Source organism: Vibrio sp. RM-69-4, assembly GCF_024743775.1.
Lineage (GTDB): Bacteria > Pseudomonadota > Gammaproteobacteria > Enterobacterales > Vibrionaceae > Vibrio > Vibrio anguillarum.
In genome coordinates, this window is sequence record NZ_JAMQXI010000017.1 from 70,522 (window position 1) to 89,753 (window position 19,232).

At 46.2% G+C, this 19,232-nt stretch carries 17 protein-coding genes and 1 other annotated feature; of the genes, 4 read left to right on the forward strand and 13 right to left on the reverse strand.

Annotated features, from left to right (window positions below; genetic code table 11):
* Nucleotides 1-28 precede the first annotated feature (28 nt).
* The 10 genes from NB504_RS01490 to NB504_RS01535 form a co-directional block, all read right to left on the reverse strand.
* The gene (locus NB504_RS01490) at nucleotides 29-595 is read right to left on the reverse strand and encodes a septation protein A (protein WP_017042013.1); all 567 of its coding nucleotides are present in this window, start codon (nucleotides 593-595) and stop codon (nucleotides 29-31) included.
* Nucleotides 596-697: 102 nt separating this feature from the next.
* Nucleotides 698-949 (reverse strand): hypothetical protein, encoded by a 252-nt coding sequence (locus NB504_RS01495; protein WP_013857149.1) that lies wholly within the window; start codon nucleotides 947-949, stop codon nucleotides 698-700.
* A gap of 228 nt (nucleotides 950-1,177) precedes the next feature.
* Nucleotides 1,178-2,437, reverse strand: coding sequence for a dicarboxylate/amino acid:cation symporter (locus NB504_RS01500; protein ID WP_161437593.1), 1,260 nt, complete (start codon nucleotides 2,435-2,437; stop codon nucleotides 1,178-1,180).
* A gap of 326 nt (nucleotides 2,438-2,763) precedes the next feature.
* Entirely contained in the window at nucleotides 2,764-3,570 is an 807-nt protein-coding gene (gene trpA, locus NB504_RS01505) for a tryptophan synthase subunit alpha (RefSeq protein WP_096036459.1), read from the reverse strand.
* Entirely contained in the window at nucleotides 3,570-4,760 is a 1,191-nt protein-coding gene (gene trpB, locus NB504_RS01510) for a tryptophan synthase subunit beta (RefSeq protein WP_258428120.1), read from the reverse strand. The genes trpA and trpB overlap by 1 nt, the downstream gene beginning before the upstream one ends.
* Before the next feature lie 131 nt (nucleotides 4,761-4,891).
* Nucleotides 4,892-6,301 carry a bifunctional indole-3-glycerol-phosphate synthase TrpC/phosphoribosylanthranilate isomerase TrpF gene (gene trpCF / locus NB504_RS01515; RefSeq protein ID WP_258428121.1) on the reverse strand — a complete coding sequence of 470 codons (1,410 nt, stop codon included), beginning with the start codon at nucleotides 6,299-6,301 and terminating at the stop codon, nucleotides 4,892-4,894.
* 5 nt (nucleotides 6,302-6,306) lie between these two features.
* The gene (gene trpD / locus NB504_RS01520; protein WP_258428122.1) at nucleotides 6,307-7,305 is read right to left on the reverse strand and encodes an anthranilate phosphoribosyltransferase; all 999 of its coding nucleotides are present in this window, start codon (nucleotides 7,303-7,305) and stop codon (nucleotides 6,307-6,309) included.
* A 20-nt stretch (nucleotides 7,306-7,325) separates the two neighbouring features.
* On the reverse strand, nucleotides 7,326-7,916 hold the full coding sequence (locus NB504_RS01525) for an aminodeoxychorismate/anthranilate synthase component II (RefSeq protein ID WP_013857142.1): 591 nt from the start codon (nucleotides 7,914-7,916) through the stop codon (nucleotides 7,326-7,328).
* 5 nt (nucleotides 7,917-7,921) lie between these two features.
* A complete protein-coding gene (locus tag NB504_RS01530) occupies nucleotides 7,922-9,487 on the reverse strand; it encodes an anthranilate synthase component 1 (protein ID WP_258428124.1) in 1,566 nt (521 codons plus the stop codon).
* 124 nt (nucleotides 9,488-9,611) lie between these two features.
* Nucleotides 9,612-9,714: a sequence feature (Trp leader region), on the reverse strand.
* Nucleotides 9,661-9,798, reverse strand: coding sequence for a hypothetical protein (locus tag NB504_RS01535; protein WP_010318233.1), 138 nt, complete (start codon nucleotides 9,796-9,798; stop codon nucleotides 9,661-9,663). Its footprint overlaps the feature before it by 54 nt.
* A gap of 64 nt (nucleotides 9,799-9,862) precedes the next feature.
* On the opposite strand from NB504_RS01535, the gene NB504_RS01540 reads away from it, so the two are divergent.
* The 4 genes from NB504_RS01540 to NB504_RS01555 all read left to right on the forward strand — a co-directional run bounded on the left by NB504_RS01540 (nucleotide 9,863) and on the right by NB504_RS01555 (nucleotide 14,280).
* Nucleotides 9,863-10,732, forward strand: coding sequence for an RNase RNM (locus NB504_RS01540; RefSeq protein ID WP_258428125.1), 870 nt, complete (start codon nucleotides 9,863-9,865; stop codon nucleotides 10,730-10,732).
* A complete protein-coding gene (locus NB504_RS01545) occupies nucleotides 10,729-11,349 on the forward strand; it encodes an L-threonylcarbamoyladenylate synthase (RefSeq protein WP_013857139.1) in 621 nt (206 codons plus the stop codon). Before NB504_RS01540 ends, NB504_RS01545 begins: the two co-directional genes overlap by 4 nt.
* A gap of 121 nt (nucleotides 11,350-11,470) precedes the next feature.
* Nucleotides 11,471-12,514, forward strand: a complete 1,044-nt coding sequence (gene rluB / locus NB504_RS01550; RefSeq protein WP_081244903.1) for a 23S rRNA pseudouridine(2605) synthase RluB — start codon at nucleotides 11,471-11,473, stop codon at nucleotides 12,512-12,514.
* A gap of 275 nt (nucleotides 12,515-12,789) precedes the next feature.
* On the forward strand, nucleotides 12,790-14,280 hold the full coding sequence (locus NB504_RS01555) for a bifunctional diguanylate cyclase/phosphodiesterase (protein WP_094124102.1): 1,491 nt from the start codon (nucleotides 12,790-12,792) through the stop codon (nucleotides 14,278-14,280).
* A 230-nt stretch (nucleotides 14,281-14,510) separates the two neighbouring features.
* Here the strand turns inward: NB504_RS01555 and NB504_RS01560 are convergent, their stop codons facing one another.
* The 3 genes from NB504_RS01560 to trxB form a co-directional block, all read right to left on the reverse strand.
* On the reverse strand, nucleotides 14,511-16,232 hold the full coding sequence (locus tag NB504_RS01560) for a heme ABC transporter ATP-binding protein/permease CydC (protein WP_258428126.1): 1,722 nt from the start codon (nucleotides 16,230-16,232) through the stop codon (nucleotides 14,511-14,513).
* Nucleotides 16,225-18,012, reverse strand: a complete 1,788-nt coding sequence (locus NB504_RS01565; RefSeq protein ID WP_088732223.1) for a heme ABC transporter permease/ATP-binding protein CydD — start codon at nucleotides 18,010-18,012, stop codon at nucleotides 16,225-16,227. Before NB504_RS01565 ends, NB504_RS01560 begins: the two co-directional genes overlap by 8 nt.
* A 137-nt stretch (nucleotides 18,013-18,149) precedes the next feature.
* Entirely contained in the window at nucleotides 18,150-19,109 is a 960-nt protein-coding gene (gene trxB / locus NB504_RS01570; protein WP_026027123.1) for a thioredoxin-disulfide reductase, read from the reverse strand.
* Nucleotides 19,110-19,232 lie beyond the last annotated feature (123 nt).

Sequence of the window (19,232 nt, forward strand, 5' to 3'; positions counted from 1 at the left end):
ATGAGTCCTAGCGAGAAGGTTAGTGCAATCAGTGCTCGTGCGAGGAGGGCTTGCTCTCGGAAACTTGCTTCTCTTTTGGCAGGTGTTTGTAGATAAAAACGCCTGTTAATAAGGTATAAACAAAAGTTGCGGCTAATAAGCCAAATACTTTGAAGTTGACCCAAACATCCAATGGCAGTTGATATGCAATGTAGATGTTTAGTACAGCGCAAACGCTGAAAAAGAAAACCCACGCCCAGTTGATTTTTGCCCATACGTGTTCAGGTAAGGTTAGCTCTTTGCCAAGCATTCCTTTAATAGCTGATTTGCCCATGATGTGGCTGATGGTCAAGCCCAAGGCAAAAACAACGTAAACAATGGTGACTTTCCATTTAATGAAATTGTCATCGTGAAAGAAAATCGTCATACCACCGAAGATAGTCACCATCAAAAACGTGATGATCTGCATTTTTTCAACTTTTTTATACAGTGCGTAGGTCAGGGCAATCTGTACCGCACTGGCCACGATAAGTGCCCCTGTGGCGACATAGATGTCGTACATCTTGAAAAGGGCAAAAAAGATGATGAGTGGTATAAAATCAATAAGTTGTTTCATTCGTGTTCATGCTTCCGATTTAAACGTTGCGCACAGTCTAACCAAAACCGTGTCAGAGCTAAATAGAAAGAGACAATTCGAAACAAATTAACTAGAAATGGATCAGCGTTCCCAGCCGCTGGTTTCAAGTTGTGGTATTGCTCGTTTCATGTCTTCTAAATAGCCTTCACTTTTTAAATTGGCGACGGCTATCTGCAATTCTTCATCTGTCATTGAAAAACAGGAATCTTTGCCAGTAATTAAGCCTAGATATTGGTGGTATTCAAATTCACTGAAATGGCCAATCCGATCGATAACCAATTCTCGGATCCCGTGGTGAATCAAACCATAATAAGTATCACGATCAATATCCATTACTCATACTCCAAGTCGATTCGTGCTAACGCCAAAAGTTTGCCGCTGCTATGTGGCACGAAAGAGGTGTCGTTTATTATAGCAATCGCAATGCCAACTTTATCGTCAGTCATAGGGCGCTTTAATGATTAACTTTAGTATGAGAACTGTTTTTTTTGCAAATTGCGACGCAAAAAGAAAGCCGCATAGGATGCGGCTTGTATTGGAGCAATGATGCCGTGTGATGAGTTAGGCTTTTTGCTGCTTCAATGAGGCCTCAGTGGCTTCTTCTTCAATCAAAGCATCAACAATAACGGCACACGCGGCATCCCCTGTGATGTTGAGCGCGGTACGGATCATGTCGAAGATACGGTCTAGGGCGAAGAGTAGTGGTAAACCTTCAATTGGAATTCCAGCCGCTAGCAAAACGGCTACTACAAGGAAAGAAGGACCAGGAACACCTGCCTGACCGACGGCGCCCAGTGTCGCTGTTACGATGATGGCAATGTAAGCGCCCATCGAGAGATCAATATTGAATAGCTGGGCGAAGAAAATCGCAACTAAACCGTAATAGATGGCGTTGCCAGACATGTTGATGGTGGCACCTAACGGCAGAACAAAGGCGGCCGTTGAGTTGCGTACGCCAAGGTCGTGTTCTACGGTATCCATAGTGACAGGGAGTGTCGCCATTGATGAAGCGGTTGAAAGGGCTACGGCTTGAGGCTTTTTCATCGCAAGGATAAATTTCTTAGCCGAAGTCTTGGTTAAGACCTGAATCATCAGCGGGTAAGCAATAAAGCCGAAAATTAAAATGGCCGCGACATAAACGACAAACAGTTTAAATACCACCATCAATGCACCAAAACCAAACGTGCCGACGGCTTCAGCCATCAAACCGAATACACCGATAGGCGCGATGATCATCACTTTGTTGATCATCCACACCATGGCATCAACAATAGTGTTTACGCCATTGATGATCGGGTCACGTTTTTCTTTGCTCTGTTTAGAAATGGCAATGCCAAAGAACAAGCAAAACACAAGGATTTGCAGAATGTTGGCATTATTCAGTGACTGGAAAACGTTGGTTGGGATCATACCCGTAATGGTTGCCCAAAAAGTAGGTAGTTCACCTTTTGCTGCGTATTCGGCAGAAAACATACCTTCAACGCCCGAAATATCGACGCCGATACCCGGTTGGAAGACTTCGCCCATTACCAGTGCCAGCGTCACGGCGAGTGCGGAAGTGACCGCAAAAAAGCTGAGTGTGACAAAACCGACTTTACCCGCCGCGTGGCTATTACCAAGGCCCGCAGCACCGGAAATAAGCGCAACGGCCACCAGTGGGATCACCAGCATCTTAATTAAGTTGATAAAAATGACACCCAGTGGCGAAAAGATGGCCGCATCGTGTCCCATCATGGCACCAACGGCAGTACCAATGATCATTGCAATGACGACTTGCACGCCAATGTTGCTTAACAAACTCTTTTTGTTTAACACTTCCATAACCTCTGTGCTAATTAATTGTAAATTCCTAGTGTTACCCACTACATAAATATCAATCGGTGGATAAATATTTCGACTAGCTTTTTACACGGATATTTTACATTTAGCAATATGGTAACAAGGTAAATTGATAAGATTATTGATAGTTCATTGACATGAAACGTGGTTTTTTCAAAAAGAAAACGTTTGCTATTTGTTTTGTCAATTTAATGAGTGGTTGGTTTGTGTTTTGTGAATGAATTTGGCGAGGCGTAAATGTTAAAAAAAAGATCGATTTCTTGGTTTGACTTAGAAATCGATCAGGTTGGTTTTTGCTGTAAACCAATTTATTTCAACGTCGCTGCTTTCATGCTGGAAACGAAATGGCTGAGAGTCGTTAACATTTCATCTGGCTGATTAAGTCGTTGTTCAATAATTTTCACCACTGCGGATCCCGATATTGCGCCAGCGGCACCGGCGGTGATGGCCTGTTTGACTTGCTCAGGTTCTGATATGCCAAACCCAAGCAATGCGGGTGGGGCATCAAATTGGCTCAGTCTTTCCAACAAGGCATGTACTGGCATATTGGCTTTTGTTTCTGCTCCTGTCACACCGGATCGAGACAGTAGATAAGTATAGCCACGGCCAAGTTTGGCGACCGCGGCTAGGGTCTCATCACTGGCGGTGGGTGGTGCGATGAAAATGGGTTGAATCCCGTATTTGTCTGCCGCCGCGACAAATTCACGGCTTTCATTAGTCGGAACATCGGCGATCAATACTGAATCCACACCTGCATTTTTACAGCGTTGGTAGAAGTTCTCGATGCCGCGTGAATAAACGAGGTTGGCATACATGAGTAGTCCGATAGGCAGGTCAGGATATTGCGCGCGAATTTTGGTTATCAACTCAAAGCAGATATCTGGAGTCGTCCCTGCATCCAGTGCACGAATATTCGCCCCTTGGATGGTTGGGCCATCAGCGAGCGGATCCGAGAAAGGGATACCGAGTTCTAATGCGTCTGCTCCTGCTTCCACTAGCGTTTGCATGATGCGCAGTGATTGCTCTGGGTCTGGGTCCCCGATGGTCACAAATGGAACAAACGCACCTTGATTGTTGTCAGCTAAACGCTGAAATAGGGTTTGATAGCGATCCATTACAGCGCTCCTTTCTCTTCTAATAGTTTATGGACGGTGAAAATATCTTTATCGCCGCGACCGGATAGATTCACGACCAATAACTGCTCTTTTTCTGGCTCGGCATACGCCATCTTCACGGCGTAAGCAACCGCATGTGATGATTCCAGCGCGGGAATAATGCCTTCGTTACGTGCGATCGATTGGAAAGCATCGAGTGCTTCGTCATCGGTAATGCTTTCGTACTCAGCGCGGCCTGTCGCATAAAGATGAGCGTGCTGAGGGCCAACAGAAGGGAAATCAAGCCCAGCGGACACCGAGTAAGACTCTTCCACTTGCCCGTTTTCATCTTGCATCAAAGGTGATTTCATGCCGAAGAAAATACCTGTCTTGCCGTGCTTTAATGGCGCGCCATGCTGGTGGGTATGAATGCCTTTTCCTGCGGGCTCAATACCAATCAAACGGACATTCTCTTCTTCAATAAAGTCAGCAAACATGCCAATCGCGTTTGAACCACCGCCGACACAGGCAATCACCGCGTCCGGTAAACGGCCTTCACGAGCCAAAATTTGCAGTTTCGTTTCTTCGCCGATCATGCGTTGAAATTCACGAACTATGGTTGGAAATGGGTGAGGCCCCGCTGCTGTACCTAATAAATAGTGGGTGGTTTCATAGGTGGCAGACCAGTCACGTAGCGCTTCATTGCACGCATCTTTAAGTGTTGCTGATCCTGAATGAACGGGGATCACTTCTGCGCCCATTAGCTTCATACGAAACACGTTGGGGCTTTGGCGTTCAACATCTTTTGCACCCATATAAACGCGACATTTTAGCCCCAGTAGTGCGCAGGCTAACGCTGTTGCAACACCATGTTGCCCTGCGCCTGTTTCGGCAATAATTTCATGTTTACCCATACGCTTAGCAAGCAGTGCCTGACCAAGTACTTGGTTGGTTTTGTGTGCGCCACCGTGCAATAAGTCTTCACGTTTTAAGTACAATTTGGTTTTTGTGCCTTTCGTGAGGTTTCGCGTTAAAGTTAGCGCCGTTGGCCGACCTGCATACTCTTGTAGTAACGTCATGAATTCAGCACGAAATTCAGGATCTTCCTGCGCATCAATAAAAGCTTGTTCCAATTGGTCAAGCGCTGGTACTAAAATTTGTGGAACGTATTGACCACCGTATTCGCCAAAATAGGCATCGAGTTTTGCCATGATTCGTATCCTTAGTCTCTGTGTTACTGCTGAGTGATTCAGCGGTAATGAATCTGTTGTTATCCCTTGCTACTTGACCTTGCGGCTGGGTGAGTCACTCGCTTTTCAAGTCAATAGGAATCGATTTAGTGTTAGTACTGCCGAATAGCGTCGAACGCTAGGGTTAGCTTGTGTAAGTCTTTTTTCCCCGGCTCGCTCTCAACACCTGAATTGAGATCGAGCCCTAAACAACCGATGTTTGCTGCTTGCTGAGCATTTTCAGGGGATAAGCCACCCGCCAACATGACATCGTTTACCTCGGTTAGTAATTGCCAGTCAAAACGTTGGCCAGTGCCGCCAGATTGCGTTCCTACTTTGGCATCGAATAAGTGACGGTCAATGTGGCGCTCAAGCTTGGTCGGTAGGCAGTCGCTCACGCCATAAGCTTTCCAGATTTCAATCTGGCTAGGTAAGTGAGCTCTCAATTGGTCAACATAGGCTTGATCTTCTTCGCCATGCAGTTGCACCGCAAAGAGTTTTAACGTCGTAGCAATCTGCGTAATGGCTTCAATAGTGTGATTTTGAAACACGCCCACGTAGCGCAGCGGCGCGCCGCTCATCGTCAAACGTGCATTGTCCAAGTCGACATAGCGTTTGGATTGCGGCACAAAAATTAAGCCACCAAACACGGCTCCAGCTTGATAGGCTTTGGCCGCATCGTCAGCGTGAGTTAAGCCGCACACTTTGTTTTCGCCGAGCGTCACTTTGCGTACCGCTAGCTCTAAATTTTCTTCGGCCATTAACGAGCTGCCGATTAAAAATCCGTTGGCGTATTGCGAAAGTTCACGTACTTGTTGGTGAGTATAAATGCCAGACTCCGAGATGATCATTGTTCCTTCTGGGAGTAAAGGTGCCAGCTGTTTAGTGCGATTAAGATCGGTTGAGAGATCGCGCAAGTTGCGGTTATTAATGCCAATAACTTTCGCTTGCAGGGCGACTGCCCGGTGCAGTTCTTCCTCATTGCTCACTTCGGTTAAAATGCCCATACCCAGTTGGTGAGCCACATTGGCTAGCATTTGATAGTGTTGATCATCAAGGACGGATAGCATCAATAAAATGGCATCTGCGCTGTAGTGACGAGCCAAATAAACCTGATAAACATCAACCATGAAGTCTTTGCAAATCACAGGTTGGCTCACTTGCGCGCGAACGCGTGGCAGAAATTCGAGGTTGCCTTGGAAATATTTTTCATCAGTCAAAACTGAAATAGCGTCTGCATATTGATGGTAAACCGAGGCGATATAATCCAAATCAAAATCCTGGCGAATGAGCCCTTTGGAAGGTGACGCTTTTTTACACTCCAAAATAAAAGCGGTTTTACCCGTATTTAACGCATCATAAAACGAGCGATCCGATGCGGTTAATAAACGTTCGAAGCTGCCCAAGGGCTGCTGCGCTTTACGCTGCTCGACCCACTCATATTTGTCATTGACGATTTTGGCCAACACTTCAGCCATTTGAGTATGCTGGGTTGAAATGTGGTCAGAAAGTTGCTCAGGCATTGGGCTTAACCTCTTTGTGCCAGTTGTTGGACAAGCTGATAGGCTTTGCCCGAGTTCATTACACTAATGGCCTGTTGCGTATTGGCTTTGAGATCTTCTTGGCCAAAAAGACGCAGCAGCAGCGCTACATTGACAGCGACGGCAGCCAGTTGCGCTGGCGAGCCTTTCCCTGTCAGCAGATCGGTGATAATGGCGCGATTCTCCGCAGGTTCACCACCTTGAATGGCTTCGAGTGGGTAGCTTTCAACACCAAAATCTTCAGGTGTTAAGGTGTATTCGATGATGTGCCCATCACGAATTTCAGCCACTAAAGTTTCACCATGAATAGCTACTTCATCTAAGCCACTGCCATGAACGACTGCCGCACGTTTCAATCCCATTTGTAACATGGTTTGGGCAATAGGCAGAACCAGTTCTTTACTGTAAACACCCATCAGTTCAATGTTGGGGCGAGCAGGGTTAATCAGCGGTCCTAATATATTGAAGATAGTGCGCGTTTTCATGGTTTGGCGCACGGGCATCGCGTGACGCACACCACCGTGATATTGCGGCGCAAATAGGAAAGCGACGCCCAAATCATCGATGGCTTGGCGAGTATTTTCAGCGCTCATGGCAAGGTTAATACCAAATGAATCCAGTAGATCAGAAGAGCCTGATTTGCTCGATACTCCACGATTACCATGTTTGGCAATTTTTACGCCACAGGCAGCAGCAACAAATGCTGCGGTGGTTGAAATATTAAAAGTATTTGAGCCATCACCACCAGTACCGACTATGTCTGCAAAATCGTAGTCTGGCCTTGGAAACGGGGCCGCGTTAGCCAATAATGCTTTGGCTGCGCCAGCAATTTCATCGGGTGTTTCACCTTTGATTTTCAGTGCCGTCAATACCGCCGCCATCAAAATAGAGTCGAGTTCACCACGGATGATGAGATCAAACAGTTGCTGGCTTTCTGCTTGCGAGAGCGACTGCTGCGCGTAAAGTTTATTAATGATGTTTTCCATAAAATATCCCTATAAATCCGTTAGTGGGTGCTTTTTTCTAAAGCCCAATCGATCGCATTGGCAAGCAATGCTGCGCCATGAGTAGTCATGATGGACTCTGGATGAAATTGAAAGCCGCACACTTTATCTTGCTCTTGCACCACGGACATCACGAGCCCATCAACCTCAGCCGTGATGGTTAAACTATCTGGAACCTCAGTAGCCACTAGGGAATGATAACGAGCAATGGCTAGTGGTGACGGTAGCTGTTGGTAAATACGGTGATGTTGGTGTTCCATCATCGAGATTTTTCCATGGATAATTTCGCCAGCACCCGCGACGGTGCCGCCGTAAGCTTCAACAATCGCTTGGTGACCTAAACAGATGCCAATGATCGGCACTTTGCCCTTAAGGCGTTGGATTAATTGTGGCATGCATCCCGCGTCTGCGGGCGCGCCCGGTCCGGGGGAGAGTAGCAGCAGCGGTTCATCCAATTGAAAGACCGCTTGTTCAATGCTCTGTGCGGCGATGTTGTTGCGATAAACTGTCACCGTATGGCCGAGTGAGCGGAATTGATCAACAAGGTTGTAGGTAAAGGAATCAAAGTTATCGATAAAAATAATGTTGGCCATGTCTGCTACTCCTGATGCGCGGCTTGAATTGCAGAGATCACGGCTTGTGCTTTACCACGTGTCTCGTCGGCTTCCGATTGAGGGTCTGAATCATAAACGACCCCAGCGCCCGCTTGAACTTGCGCAGTACCCTGTTCGACATAAGCCGAGCGGATCACGATGCAAGTATCTAAATCGCCTTCCCCGGTCAGGTAGCCAACCGCGCCACCGTAACTGCCACGGCGGGCTTTTTCCACGTTACGGATAAGCTGCATGGCGCGAATTTTCGGCGCACCAGTGAGTGTGCCCATATTCATGCAGGCTTGGTAAGCGTGCAGTGCATCGAGATCGCTTCGGAGTTGACCCACCACGCGAGAAACCAAATGCATAACGTGACTGTAGCGATCCACTTTCAATAAATCAGCGACGTGGCGCGTTCCTGCTTGTGCAATACGTGCGACATCGTTGCGCGCAAGGTCGACCAACATCATGTGTTCAGCGTTCTCTTTTTTGTCGCAACGTAGCTCAAGTTCAATGCGGCTATCTAAATCAAAATCAATTGAACCATCGGCGCGTTTACCACGGCGGCGAGTCCCTGCGATAGGGTAAATCTCAATCTGGTTGGTTTCGGTGGCGTATTTCAATGCACTTTCAGGAGAAGCGCCAAACAGAGTAAAGCGTTCGTCTTGCATATAAAACATGTAAGGGCTTGGATTGCTCTCTTTGAGTTTTTTATAAGCAGCAAGTGGTGAAGGGCAAGGTAGAGTAAATCGGCGAGAAGGGACCACCTGAAAAACATCGCCTTTCACGACAAATTCTTTTAACGCTTGAACGGTCTTGCAAAACTCTTGGTCAGAAATATTCGTTGTCACGCTTACGTTAGCTACGGTTTTGGCTGGCGGTAGTAATTTGGGTGCGGCACATTGCTGCGCGATCTCTTGTAAACGAGTAATTAATGTTTCACGCATTGTTGGCGTGGGGTTAAAAACACTGGCTTGCAACTGACAATGCTCAGTTTTATGGTCAATCACCAACAAGGTTTCTGCGATATAAAAAACGTAGTCTGGACACTGATTAGTCGTATCGGCATTTCCTAGCGGTTCGAAGTTGGCCACCAAATCGTAGGCAAATAAACCGCCTAGAAAGAGGGCATGTTTATCGTGATGACGAAGATCGAAACTGTGCTGCACGAGGCGTAGTGCATCAAAAGAAGAGGCTTCGCGTAGGCGAGAATCTTCGTCTAGCGTGTCGCATGGTGCTTGAAATTGAAGCGTTAAGGTATTTTGTTGTAACTGATGTTCAATATCCGCTTTAATATTATGCTGTAGATGTTCGATGAGCTGTTGGCCATTGTCTGTCAATGCGTGAAAAGTGACAACGTGACCAAAGCAAGTGATGCGCACGGCAGCATCAACCAATAATAGACTTTTGAGATCCTGTTTTGAGTCGATCTCGGCGGATTCTAATAGCAAACAATCTGTTTTTGACTCACATAGCGTATGAAATAGACGTGTTGGATCTTGGGTATAAGGCACGGACATATTGATTACGTCAATTTGGCCTAAGTTTTTAATTTCAATGGTCTTATTCACAAGACCTCCTTGATGAATTTTAATGTTCCTGTCGTCCATACTCGCATAATCCTCTTAGAGACCCAATCTTCACTTTGGGGGTTTCGCTGCTTTATTGCGCAATGTAATGTGAGCTATTCGACAAAATAAAAAGCCCGCTCATTGAGGCGGGCTTTGTGAATTCGTGTTCTATTTTAAAAGTACACGGTTGCCCACCAAGAACTTGTCCAAGTGTGCCACCAATTGAGCTCAGATGAAGCTGCGCTTAAATTGTGATTATGGTTTTGGTTAAATTCTTGTAACATGGTCAACCTCAAATACGTGCCTTGCATTTGCGTACTAGTTAACTAGTGCGAGAGTAAAAAGTCAAGCCTAAAAGATGGCCAAAATAAAATTATGAGAATTGATCTACATAGCCACACCACTTCTTCAGATGGCAGGTTATCGCCGCAAGCGTTAATCGATAGAGCGCTAAGCTTTGATATTGAGGTATTGGCGATCACTGATCACGATACGACTGATGCATTAACTATTGCTCATGACTATATTAATCAGCAACAATTACCCATCACCTTGATCGATGGCATCGAGATTTCCACGGTTTGGCAAAATAAAGATATTCATATTGTTGGGCTCAACATCGACTCAAACGCTCAAGCTCTGCAGCAGTTAATTGAGCAGCAAAAGGCACATCGTGTGCAGCGCGCACAATTGATTGCACAACGATTGCAAAAAGTGACACGTGAAGGGGTGTTAGAAGAGGTGCAAGCCATCGCCGGAGAAGCACCGATTACTCGTGCGCATTTCGCAAAATGGCTGGTTGAACAGGGTTTTGCGAAGGACATGCAGCAGGTGTTCAAAAAGTTTCTCACCCGCGATAATCCCGGGTATGTACCACCAAGTTGGTGCTCGATGACCGATGCCGTTGAAGCAATACACGCCGCTGGTGGCCAAGCGGTATTAGCGCATCCTGGACGATATGACTTGACGACCAAGTGGCTCAAGCGCTTAATAACGGCGTTTGTAGAAGCGGGTGGTGACGCTATGGAAGTGGCACAGCCACAACAAGCGCCACAAGAAAGACGTAATTTGGCTGATTATGCCATACAATACAATCTATTAGCTTCTCAAGGCAGTGACTTTCATTACCCCTCACCTTGGATGGAACTGGGGCGAAATCTTTGGTTGCCTTCTGGCGTCGATCCTGTCTGGAAAGATTGGGGTTTAAGCCCCGTAGATAGACTCAATAATGAGGAATTACAATGAGCCAGTTTTTTTACGTTCATCCAGAAAACCCGCAGACTCGCTTGATTACTCAAGCGGTTGCTATTATCCGCAATGGCGGAGTTGTTGTGTACCCAACGGATTCTGGTTATGCACTAGGCTGCCAACTAGAAAATAAACAAGCATTAGAGCGTATTTGCCAAATTCGCCGCCTTGATGATAAGCATAATTTTACCTTGCTGTGCCGTGATTTGTCAGAGCTCTCTTTTTATGCGCGTGTGGATAATACCGCTTTTCGCTTGCTAAAGAATAATACACCTGGCCCTTATACGTTTATTTTTAAAGGGACCAAAGAAGTGCCACGTCGGTTGATGAATGCGAAGCGTAAGACGATCGGTATCCGCGTGCCTAATAACCGTATTGCACTTGATTTACTTGAAGCGTTAGGTGAGCCACTAATGTCCACTTCACTTATTTTGCCCGGCAACACCCATACAGAATCGGATCCAGAAGAGATTCGGGATCGCCTTGAGCATGCCGTGGATGTCATTTTAAACGGGGGTTATTTAGGTGAACAGCCGACGACAGTGATTGATTTCAGTGAAGATGAGATGGTGGTTGCTCGCGTGGGAGCGGGCGATCCAACACCTTTTGAATAGCTTTTGAGTAGGCCATCAAAACGAGTGCTTTTTGGCGTAGAATTTGAGATACTATGCGGCCGCGATTTTGGGGTCGCATTTTTTCATTCGACGTCTGTGAAGACGACACATAGGTAGATAAATGAGCGAAAAGTTACAAAAAGTTTTAGCACGAGCTGGTCATGGTTCTCGTCGTGAGTTAGAAGCTTTGATTAGAGCAGGACGTGTCAGTGTTAATGGCAAGGTAGCTATGTTGGGCGAGCGTCTAGAAGATGATAACGCAGTTGTGCGTATTGATGGACATGCTGTTTCCGTTAAAGCGCCAGAAGAGGTTATTTGTCGAGTGCTTGCCTACTACAAACCGGAAGGTGAGCTTTGTACCCGTCATGATCCAGAAGGTCGTCGGACGGTATTTGATCGTCTACCTAAAATTCGTGGTTCGCGTTGGATTTCAGTTGGCCGCTTAGATGCCAACACCTCAGGCTTACTTCTCTTTACTACCGATGGTGAATTGGCGAATCGCCTTATGCACCCAAGCCGTCAAGTAGAACGCGAATATTTAGTGCGTGTTTTTGGCGAAGTGAACGAACAGAAAGTGCGTAACCTCGTTAAAGGGGTTGAGCTAGAAGATGGCTTGGCACGCTTTGAAGATATCGTTTACGCTGGTGGTGAAGGTATGAACCATACTTTCTACGTCGCGATTAACGAAGGCCGTAACCGTGAAGTTCGTCGTCTTTGGGAATCTCAAGATACCACAGTGAGCCGTTTGAAACGCGTTCGTTATGGCGAGATCTATTTGGACAAAAAACTGCCACGCGGCGGTTGGATGGAACTGGATCTTAAAGATGTAAACTATTTACGTGAATTGGTTGAACTGCGTCCTGAAAAAGAGACGATGCTAGATTTGAGCAAAGACAACACTTCACGTACTCGTGAGCGTGCGCGTAGCCAAAAAATTCGCCGTGCCGTTAAGCGCCATGAAGAGCGCGTAACGACGACGGGCAAGCCTAAAAGTCGTACGACCAATGGTACAACGACGAATGGTAAGAAAACTAACGGTACGACAACCAATGGGACAACTACTGGCCGTCGCAAGCCTGCTTCAAGTACCCGTAACAGTGGTGCCGATGGTAGCCGCGGCACTGGTCGGCCTCAAACTGGTAAAGTGAAAGCGCCACGTCGATAAGCGAAACTTTCTCGTTGCCTGTTAATTGATATTAAAATCCCGAGCTAAGCTCGGGATTTTTTCGTTTAAGAGATTGATAATAAACTAAAAATTAAAACAATAGAGTTGGTATTGAGCACTTGTGCATGATTGACATCCCTATGTTCATATTTTCTGGTATTAAGTGAGTAGAGTGAAGAAACAGGCTACATGTGGCATGTATGGTATGGTTGACTAAATTTTAGTGATGCTACAATGTTACGATCATAAGCGGGTACATTTGGAGTCAGTTAAACATGGATAGAGCAGGCATCTCAGCCGTTAAAGTGGCACTTATCTACGCAACATTTGCCGTGCTCTGGATATTATTCTCGGATATGACAGTCGAATTATTGCTAGATAACGCCCAGTTGCGCGCTCTCGCTCAAACCTATAAGGGGTTGATGTTTGTCATTATTACCGCCTTACTTTTGCTCATGTTGGTGCTTAGAGGGAATCGCTTACTAGAAAAAGCCAATGATATGGACAGCCTCACTGGGCTGCACAGCCTTAGTATGTTTGTGCGTACTCTCAATATAACGATCAAAAAATTAAAGTCTAATGAGCGATTTATTCTTTGTTACCTTGATGTCGACGATTTTAAAAGTATCAACGAAACTCTGGGGTTTGAGCGTGCAGATGCATTTTTGCAGGATTTAGCTCACGATATTAACGAAATGGCTTTGCCCGGCTCATTAGTATCGCGCTTACATGCCGATCAGTTTGCCAGTTTTGTAAAGTTGAGTGACGCTGTAGATATGGATTCTCATGTTCGGAGCGTCCAACGTCTGTATACCCATCGGGCCAAGCAACACAATATTGAAACAACTTGCTGCATAGGTGTTGCCATTTACCCAGCCGATGGTATCAGCGCCAGAGAACTGATGGTTTCCGCGACTGAGGCTCTTAATGTTGCAAAGAAACAAAAGAATGCCATTCAGTATCATGACAAAACATTAACAGAAAAAGCGATGCAGCGCCGGCAAATGGTCCTCGACCTGCGCTTAGCGATCGACGACGATAGCTTAACGGTTGTATATCAACCTAAATATGACCTAAAAACATTAACAGTCAACGGTGTCGAAGTACTGATTCGTTGGAACCATCCTGTTAAAGGCGCTATCCCGCCGGATGTTTTTATCCCACTAGCCGAGGACAATGGCTTGACGGGCGCTATCTCCAAATTTGTGGTTGGAAAAGTATCACAGGAGCTGGGGCGTTCAGGAATATTGGGGACACAAATTAAACACGTTGCTGTTAATGTCTCCGCGACTGAGTTCAATAATGCTGATGAGATGTATGAACTCACGCGATTTATTCAGCAGCATGAGAATTTGAACTCATACATACGCATTGAAATTACGGAAACAGCAACGCTTACCGATATGAAAAAGAGTGTTGAAATTATTTCTAATCTGCAATCTAACGGGATTACTTTTTCCATCGACGATTTTGGCACTGGTTATACGTCACTTGCCATGCTCAAAGATCTTACTGTAGATGAAATCAAAATTGACCGCAGTTTCGTCTCTGAAGTAGAACATGATGATCGTTCAAGAACGATAGTGAATGCCATTATTGCTATGGCGCAAAGTTTTGACATCAATATTGTGGCAGAAGGCGTAGAGACAGCCAACCAATTGAAAATTTTGCAGACAATGGGCTGTCAACAAGTGCAGGGCTACTACCTAGGACACCCAATGCCAGTGGAAGATCTCATTAACCATTTGTCCTTGAATATTAATTAAAAATCTCACCTATAAAATGAGTAGTACGTTCAGTATTTATTAAGCTGATGAGGTACGTATTTAGCGAGTTTGGTTGACTGCCGCTTCTTTGCAAGGCCGCTTCTTCACCCTCATGCACTGACTCTCAAAGCAAGAGGGCGAAGATTTTTCATAGCAAGCTTCAGTTACCTAATTCAGCATAGTGTTCCTAAAAAAGATAAGTCTCATAACGAGCAAATGACAAACTATGGCTACAAGGTTTGCTGTAGTTGGAAATAGCGGCCTTGTTTGGCCAATAACGCTTGGTGGCTACCGTATTCTACGATTTCACCTTGTTCAATCAGGCAAATAGCATCCATTGTTTCTAACTCGACCAAGCGGTGAGTAATAAAGAGGACCGTTTTATGCGCAAAATGCTGTTGAAACAGAGCCAGAATTTGCTGCTCTGTTTGTTTATCCAAGCCTTCCGTGGGTTCATCGAGTAATAAAATTGAACCGTTGTGGAGCAGCGCGCGCGCGATACCAATGCGGCGTTTCTCTCCACCAGAGAGCTGACGGCCGCCGTCACCCAGCCATGCGTCCAAACCTAGATCGTCCAATAGAGTATGTAAACCGACTTGCGTTAAGGCGTGAGCTAACTGTTGATCGTTTGCGCTTGGATTGGCCATCGCGAGGTTGTCTCGCAGCGTGCCATTGAGTACATCTACACGTTGGCTAACCACACTGATGGTTTGGCGAAGTTCGCTCTCATTCCACGCTGTTAAGTGGGTACCTGCAATGGAGACGCTACCTTGCTGTGGATCCCAATAGCGTGACAGCAGTTGCATTAAGGTCGATTTGCCAGAGCCTGTTTGCCCCACTATCGCAACGCGATGCCCTGCGGGAATATGGAGATTGACACCGCGTAGCACATCTTGGCTGCTGTCAGGATAGTGAAAGGTTACGTCTGAAAATTCAATATCGAATTGACCTGAGTGCTGAGTTGAAGCGGTAGGAAATTGGACTTCAGGCTCAGCCAGAATAATATCGTTGAGGCGGCGAGCAGAAGTGAGTGTTTGTCCTAAATGTTGAAATGCACCAGCAATCGGCATCAGCAGTTCAAAACTTGCCATAGTTGCAAAAGCCACCAGTGCAATCATCGGGTCGGGTTGATTACCTGCCACACCATCGGCGGCAAGCCAGATCACTAACACAAGCGTCCAGCCATTAGCGAGCATGAGCAGCGCTTGTGCAAGGCCAGAAAAATGAGCGTTAGCCAATTGATTGACCAGCAATTTTTGCTGCGCGCTAAGAATCGCTTCACGGTAACGGTTTTCTGCACCAAACAGGGTCAGTTCACTGTAGCCTTGCAACCAGTCAAGCGTTGCAATACGCAAATCCGCCTTGTGCTGGGTGAGCTCGGCACCATTACGCTGACCCAGTTTATAAAAGAGGACTGGCCACACGAGCAGTAGCGTTAGAAGAATTGCACCAAGGGTTAAGCCAATGGCAGGGTCGAACCAACATAAGAATGCCGTTAATGCACTAATGCCCAGTACACCCACGGTTACTGGGCTGATTAAGCGTAAATAGACGTGATCCATAGCATCGATATCTGCCACTAGGCGGTTGAGTAAATCAGCGTCTCTGAGGTTTGACACACGACCTGGGATCAGTGGCGCGAGTTTTTGGAAGAAAAAAATACGCAGATCCGTCAGCAGCTTGAATGTAGCATTATGGCTGACAACACGCTCACCCCAACGTCCTGCAGTGCGTCCCATGGCAAACCCACGTACAAACGCGCCCGGTAGCATGTAGTTAAATGTTTCACGAGCAATGGTTAAGCCAGCAATGGCCGCTGCGGATAAAAACCAGCCGGATAAGGTCAGTAGGCCAATCGAGGCAAACAGGGTTAAAAAGGCCAGCAGCATGCCGAGAGATAAACCAAACCAGTGCTTTTTATACAATTTAAGGTAAGGGATGAGATCACGCATCAAGGTTCCCCTTATTGGCTTCATCAAGCGCTTGATTAGCTTGTAACATATCTGAAAACAGACCCTTTTGCTGGCTGAGTGTGTTGTAATCGCCTGTTTGAACTATCGCCCCATTTTGCATCACCAAAATCTGTTGCACCGATTTTAATGGTGCTAATTGGTGCGTCACGATTAAAGCGGTGTGGTGTTGAATTTGGCGGTTCAAACCTTGCATCACTAACTGTTCGCTGCGGGCATCTAAGCTGGCGGTTGGTTCATCAAGTAGCCAAAAATTGCCGTTTTGTAGCAGCGCGCGAGCAAGTGCAATTCGCTGAGCTTGTCCGACAGATAATCCACCGGATCGATCGGTGATGGCGTAATCCAAACCATGTTTGTCGACAAATTCAGCCGCATAGGCATTGTCTAAAGCCGAATGAAGCGCTTCGTCACTCATGTCATGCTTGCCGAGGCTGATATTCTCAATGATGGTTCCGTGTACCAATAGTGGGTTTTGCCCAACCCAACTGATCTGCTTACGCCAGCTGGTATGCTCAAGATCGCTCAGTTCAATACCATTGATTTTCAAACTGCCTTGGTAAGGCATGAAGCCTAAAATGGCGTTTACTAAGCTGGTTTTACCTGCACCGCTTGGCCCGACAAGCGCAGTGGTTGAATGGTTATCTAACGTAAATGAAATTGGACCGACCAAGCGTTTTCCTTCTGGACTAAACACTTCGAGATCTTGCGCTACAATGCCAATCTGCTGTGCACCGTCGAGCGAGATAGATCCTGATTTCACCTTGCTGATGTCTGTTTCCAAAAACTCGACAATGCTTTCAGCCGCGCCGACAGCTTGTTGTTTGGCGTGATAAAAGGTGCCCAAATCACGTAATGGTTGATAAAACTCAGGCGCAAGGATCAAGATAAATAGGCCGGAAAATAGAGTTACGGCTGTACCGTAGTAGCCGAAATTCAACTCGCCAATAAAGCTAAAACCAAAGTAAACGGCGGTGATGGCGATCGATATCGAGGTGAAAAATTCTAACACTGCTGATGATAGAAAGGCGATTTTCAATACATCCATTGTGCGAGTGCGAAAGACTTCAGAAGCGCCTTTAAGCTGATCGGCTTCGGCTTGTGTGCGGTTGAATAGGCGTATTGTAGTCATCGACTGCAGGCGATCATAAAAGTGACCAGATAACCGCTGCAGAGCTTTGAAATTTTTACGATTAGCATCGGCTGCTTTCATACCGACTAAGGCCATAAACAGCGGCACTAAGGGTGCGGTGATTAAGAAAATCAAACCCGCCGCCCAGTTGACGGGAAAGACCACAATCAAAATCATAAACGGGATCAACACAGATAATGACATCTGCGGTAAATAGCGCGCAAAAAAGTCCTGCATGTTTTCGACTTGTTCAAGCAGTAATGTTGCCCATGCACCGGCAGGTTTACCTTTAATGTAAGCAGGGCCCAACTCGCGAACTTTATCCAGTATTAACTGACGGATATAAATGCGGATCTGCTCTCCGCAGCGAAAACCCGCAATTTCACGCCCCCATGCGCACGCGGCACGTGCGGCAATCGTCACCACCAAACCAAGAAAATAGGGAATGAGCTCTGCTTTATCAACTTGTTCAATAATCAGTTGATGCAGAATGGAGGCGAGGAGTGCGGCCTGAGCCAGCAAAAACACACTTGATAATACGCCAAGGCCAACAGCAATCATTAACCAGCGTTTTGCCAGTTTACTTTGCTGTTTGAGCCAATTATTCAAGCTACGTTGCTTTTTCTTATCCATTTCGAAGGCTTAATGAGAATTATTATGTAAACGGAAGGGCGGTAGTATACAAAATAAAGCCCGATGGATATACCACCGGGCTGTAGGGTTTTGTTATAAAACTGGAAAATAACCTTTTGCTTACTTGCCGTTCAGGCCTACTTATCGTTCAAGCTATCTAGGTAACGTTCCGCATCTAAGGCGGCCATACAACCTGTTCCTGCCGAAGTGATCGCTTGGCGATAGTTGTGATCCATCACATCACCAGCAGCAAACACACCTTCAATACTAGTTTGAGTTGCATTACCATCAAGGCCAGATCTGACCACGATATAGCCTTCTTTCATCTCTAGCTTACCAGCAAACATGTCGGTATTCGGTTTGTGACCAATCGCGATAAAGACGCCCATCACGTCCAGATCTTCTGTCGTTTCTGATTGGGTGTGTTTCATACGAACACCCGTCACGCCAGTCTCATCACCTAAGACTTCCTCTAAGGTACGGTCAGTGTGTAGCACTATATTGCCGCTTGCGACTTTATCCATCAGACGGTTAATCAGAATTTTTTCTGCGCGGAACGAATCACGGCGGTGGATGAGGTGAACTTGTGCCGCAATATTAGATAGATAAAGCGCTTCTTCCACAGCGGTATTGCCGCCACCTACAACGGCTACTTTTTGGTTACGATAGAAAAAACCATCGCAAGTAGCACAAGCGGAAACTCCTCGTCCTTTAAAGGCTTCTTCTGAATCTAAACCTAGGTAACGTGCGGATGCTCCTGTTGAAATGATCAGAGCATCGCAGCTATATTCTGCACTATCGCCTTTAAGGCGGAATGGTCGCTGTGAAAAATCAACTTCATTAATATGATCAAACACAATCTCGGTTTCGAAGCGCTCGGCATGCTCTTTCATCCGCTCCATTAAAGCAGGGCCCGTGAGGCCTTCGGCGTCTCCTGGCCAATTTTCTACTTCTGTAGTGGTCGTTAACTGGCCACCTTGCTGCATACCGGTAACGAGAACTGGATTAAGGTTAGCGCGAGCGGCGTAAACGGCTGCCGTATAACCTGCCGGGCCAGAACCAAGAATAAGAAGTTTGCAATGTTTCACGTTGCTCATGGGGACTCCAGTATCGAAAATGCTCGAAAATTTAACACGATTGTAGGGAATATCTCGAGTCAATTAAAGCGATTACATGGGCTAGCTTAGAAATAATCGTTATATAGCCAAACTAAGCAATGA

What these genes read in the sequence shown, in the direction of transcription:
- NB504_RS01490 (WP_017042013.1), bottom strand. Translation starts at nt 595, where the DNA reads ATGAAACAACTTATTGATTTTATACCACTCATCATCTTTTTTGCCCTT.
- NB504_RS01495 (WP_013857149.1), bottom strand. Translation starts at nt 949, where the DNA reads ATGGATATTGATCGTGATACTTATTATGGTTTGATTCACCACGGGATC.
- NB504_RS01500 (WP_161437593.1), bottom strand. Translation starts at nt 2,437, where the DNA reads ATGGAAGTGTTAAACAAAAAGAGTTTGTTAAGCAACATTGGCGTGCAA.
- trpA (WP_096036459.1), bottom strand. Translation starts at nt 3,570, where the DNA reads ATGGATCGCTATCAAACCCTATTTCAGCGTTTAGCTGACAACAATCAA.
- trpB (WP_258428120.1), bottom strand. Translation starts at nt 4,760, where the DNA reads ATGGCAAAACTCGATGCCTATTTTGGCGAATACGGTGGTCAATACGTT.
- trpCF (WP_258428121.1), bottom strand. Translation starts at nt 6,301, where the DNA reads ATGCCTGAGCAACTTTCTGACCACATTTCAACCCAGCATACTCAAATG.
- trpD (WP_258428122.1), bottom strand. Translation starts at nt 7,305, where the DNA reads ATGGAAAACATCATTAATAAACTTTACGCGCAGCAGTCGCTCTCGCAA.
- NB504_RS01525 (WP_013857142.1), bottom strand. Translation starts at nt 7,916, where the DNA reads ATGGCCAACATTATTTTTATCGATAACTTTGATTCCTTTACCTACAAC.
- NB504_RS01535 (WP_010318233.1), bottom strand. Translation starts at nt 9,798, where the DNA reads ATGCAAGGCACGTATTTGAGGTTGACCATGTTACAAGAATTTAACCAA.
- NB504_RS01540 (WP_258428125.1), top strand. Translation starts at nt 9,863, where the DNA reads ATGAGAATTGATCTACATAGCCACACCACTTCTTCAGATGGCAGGTTA.
- NB504_RS01545 (WP_013857139.1), top strand. Translation starts at nt 10,729, where the DNA reads ATGAGCCAGTTTTTTTACGTTCATCCAGAAAACCCGCAGACTCGCTTG.
- rluB (WP_081244903.1), top strand. Translation starts at nt 11,471, where the DNA reads ATGAGCGAAAAGTTACAAAAAGTTTTAGCACGAGCTGGTCATGGTTCT.
- NB504_RS01555 (WP_094124102.1), top strand. Translation starts at nt 12,790, where the DNA reads ATGGATAGAGCAGGCATCTCAGCCGTTAAAGTGGCACTTATCTACGCA.
- NB504_RS01560 (WP_258428126.1), bottom strand. Translation starts at nt 16,232, where the DNA reads ATGCGTGATCTCATCCCTTACCTTAAATTGTATAAAAAGCACTGGTTT.
- NB504_RS01565 (WP_088732223.1), bottom strand. Translation starts at nt 18,012, where the DNA reads ATGGATAAGAAAAAGCAACGTAGCTTGAATAATTGGCTCAAACAGCAA.
- trxB (WP_026027123.1), bottom strand. Translation starts at nt 19,109, where the DNA reads ATGAGCAACGTGAAACATTGCAAACTTCTTATTCTTGGTTCTGGCCCG.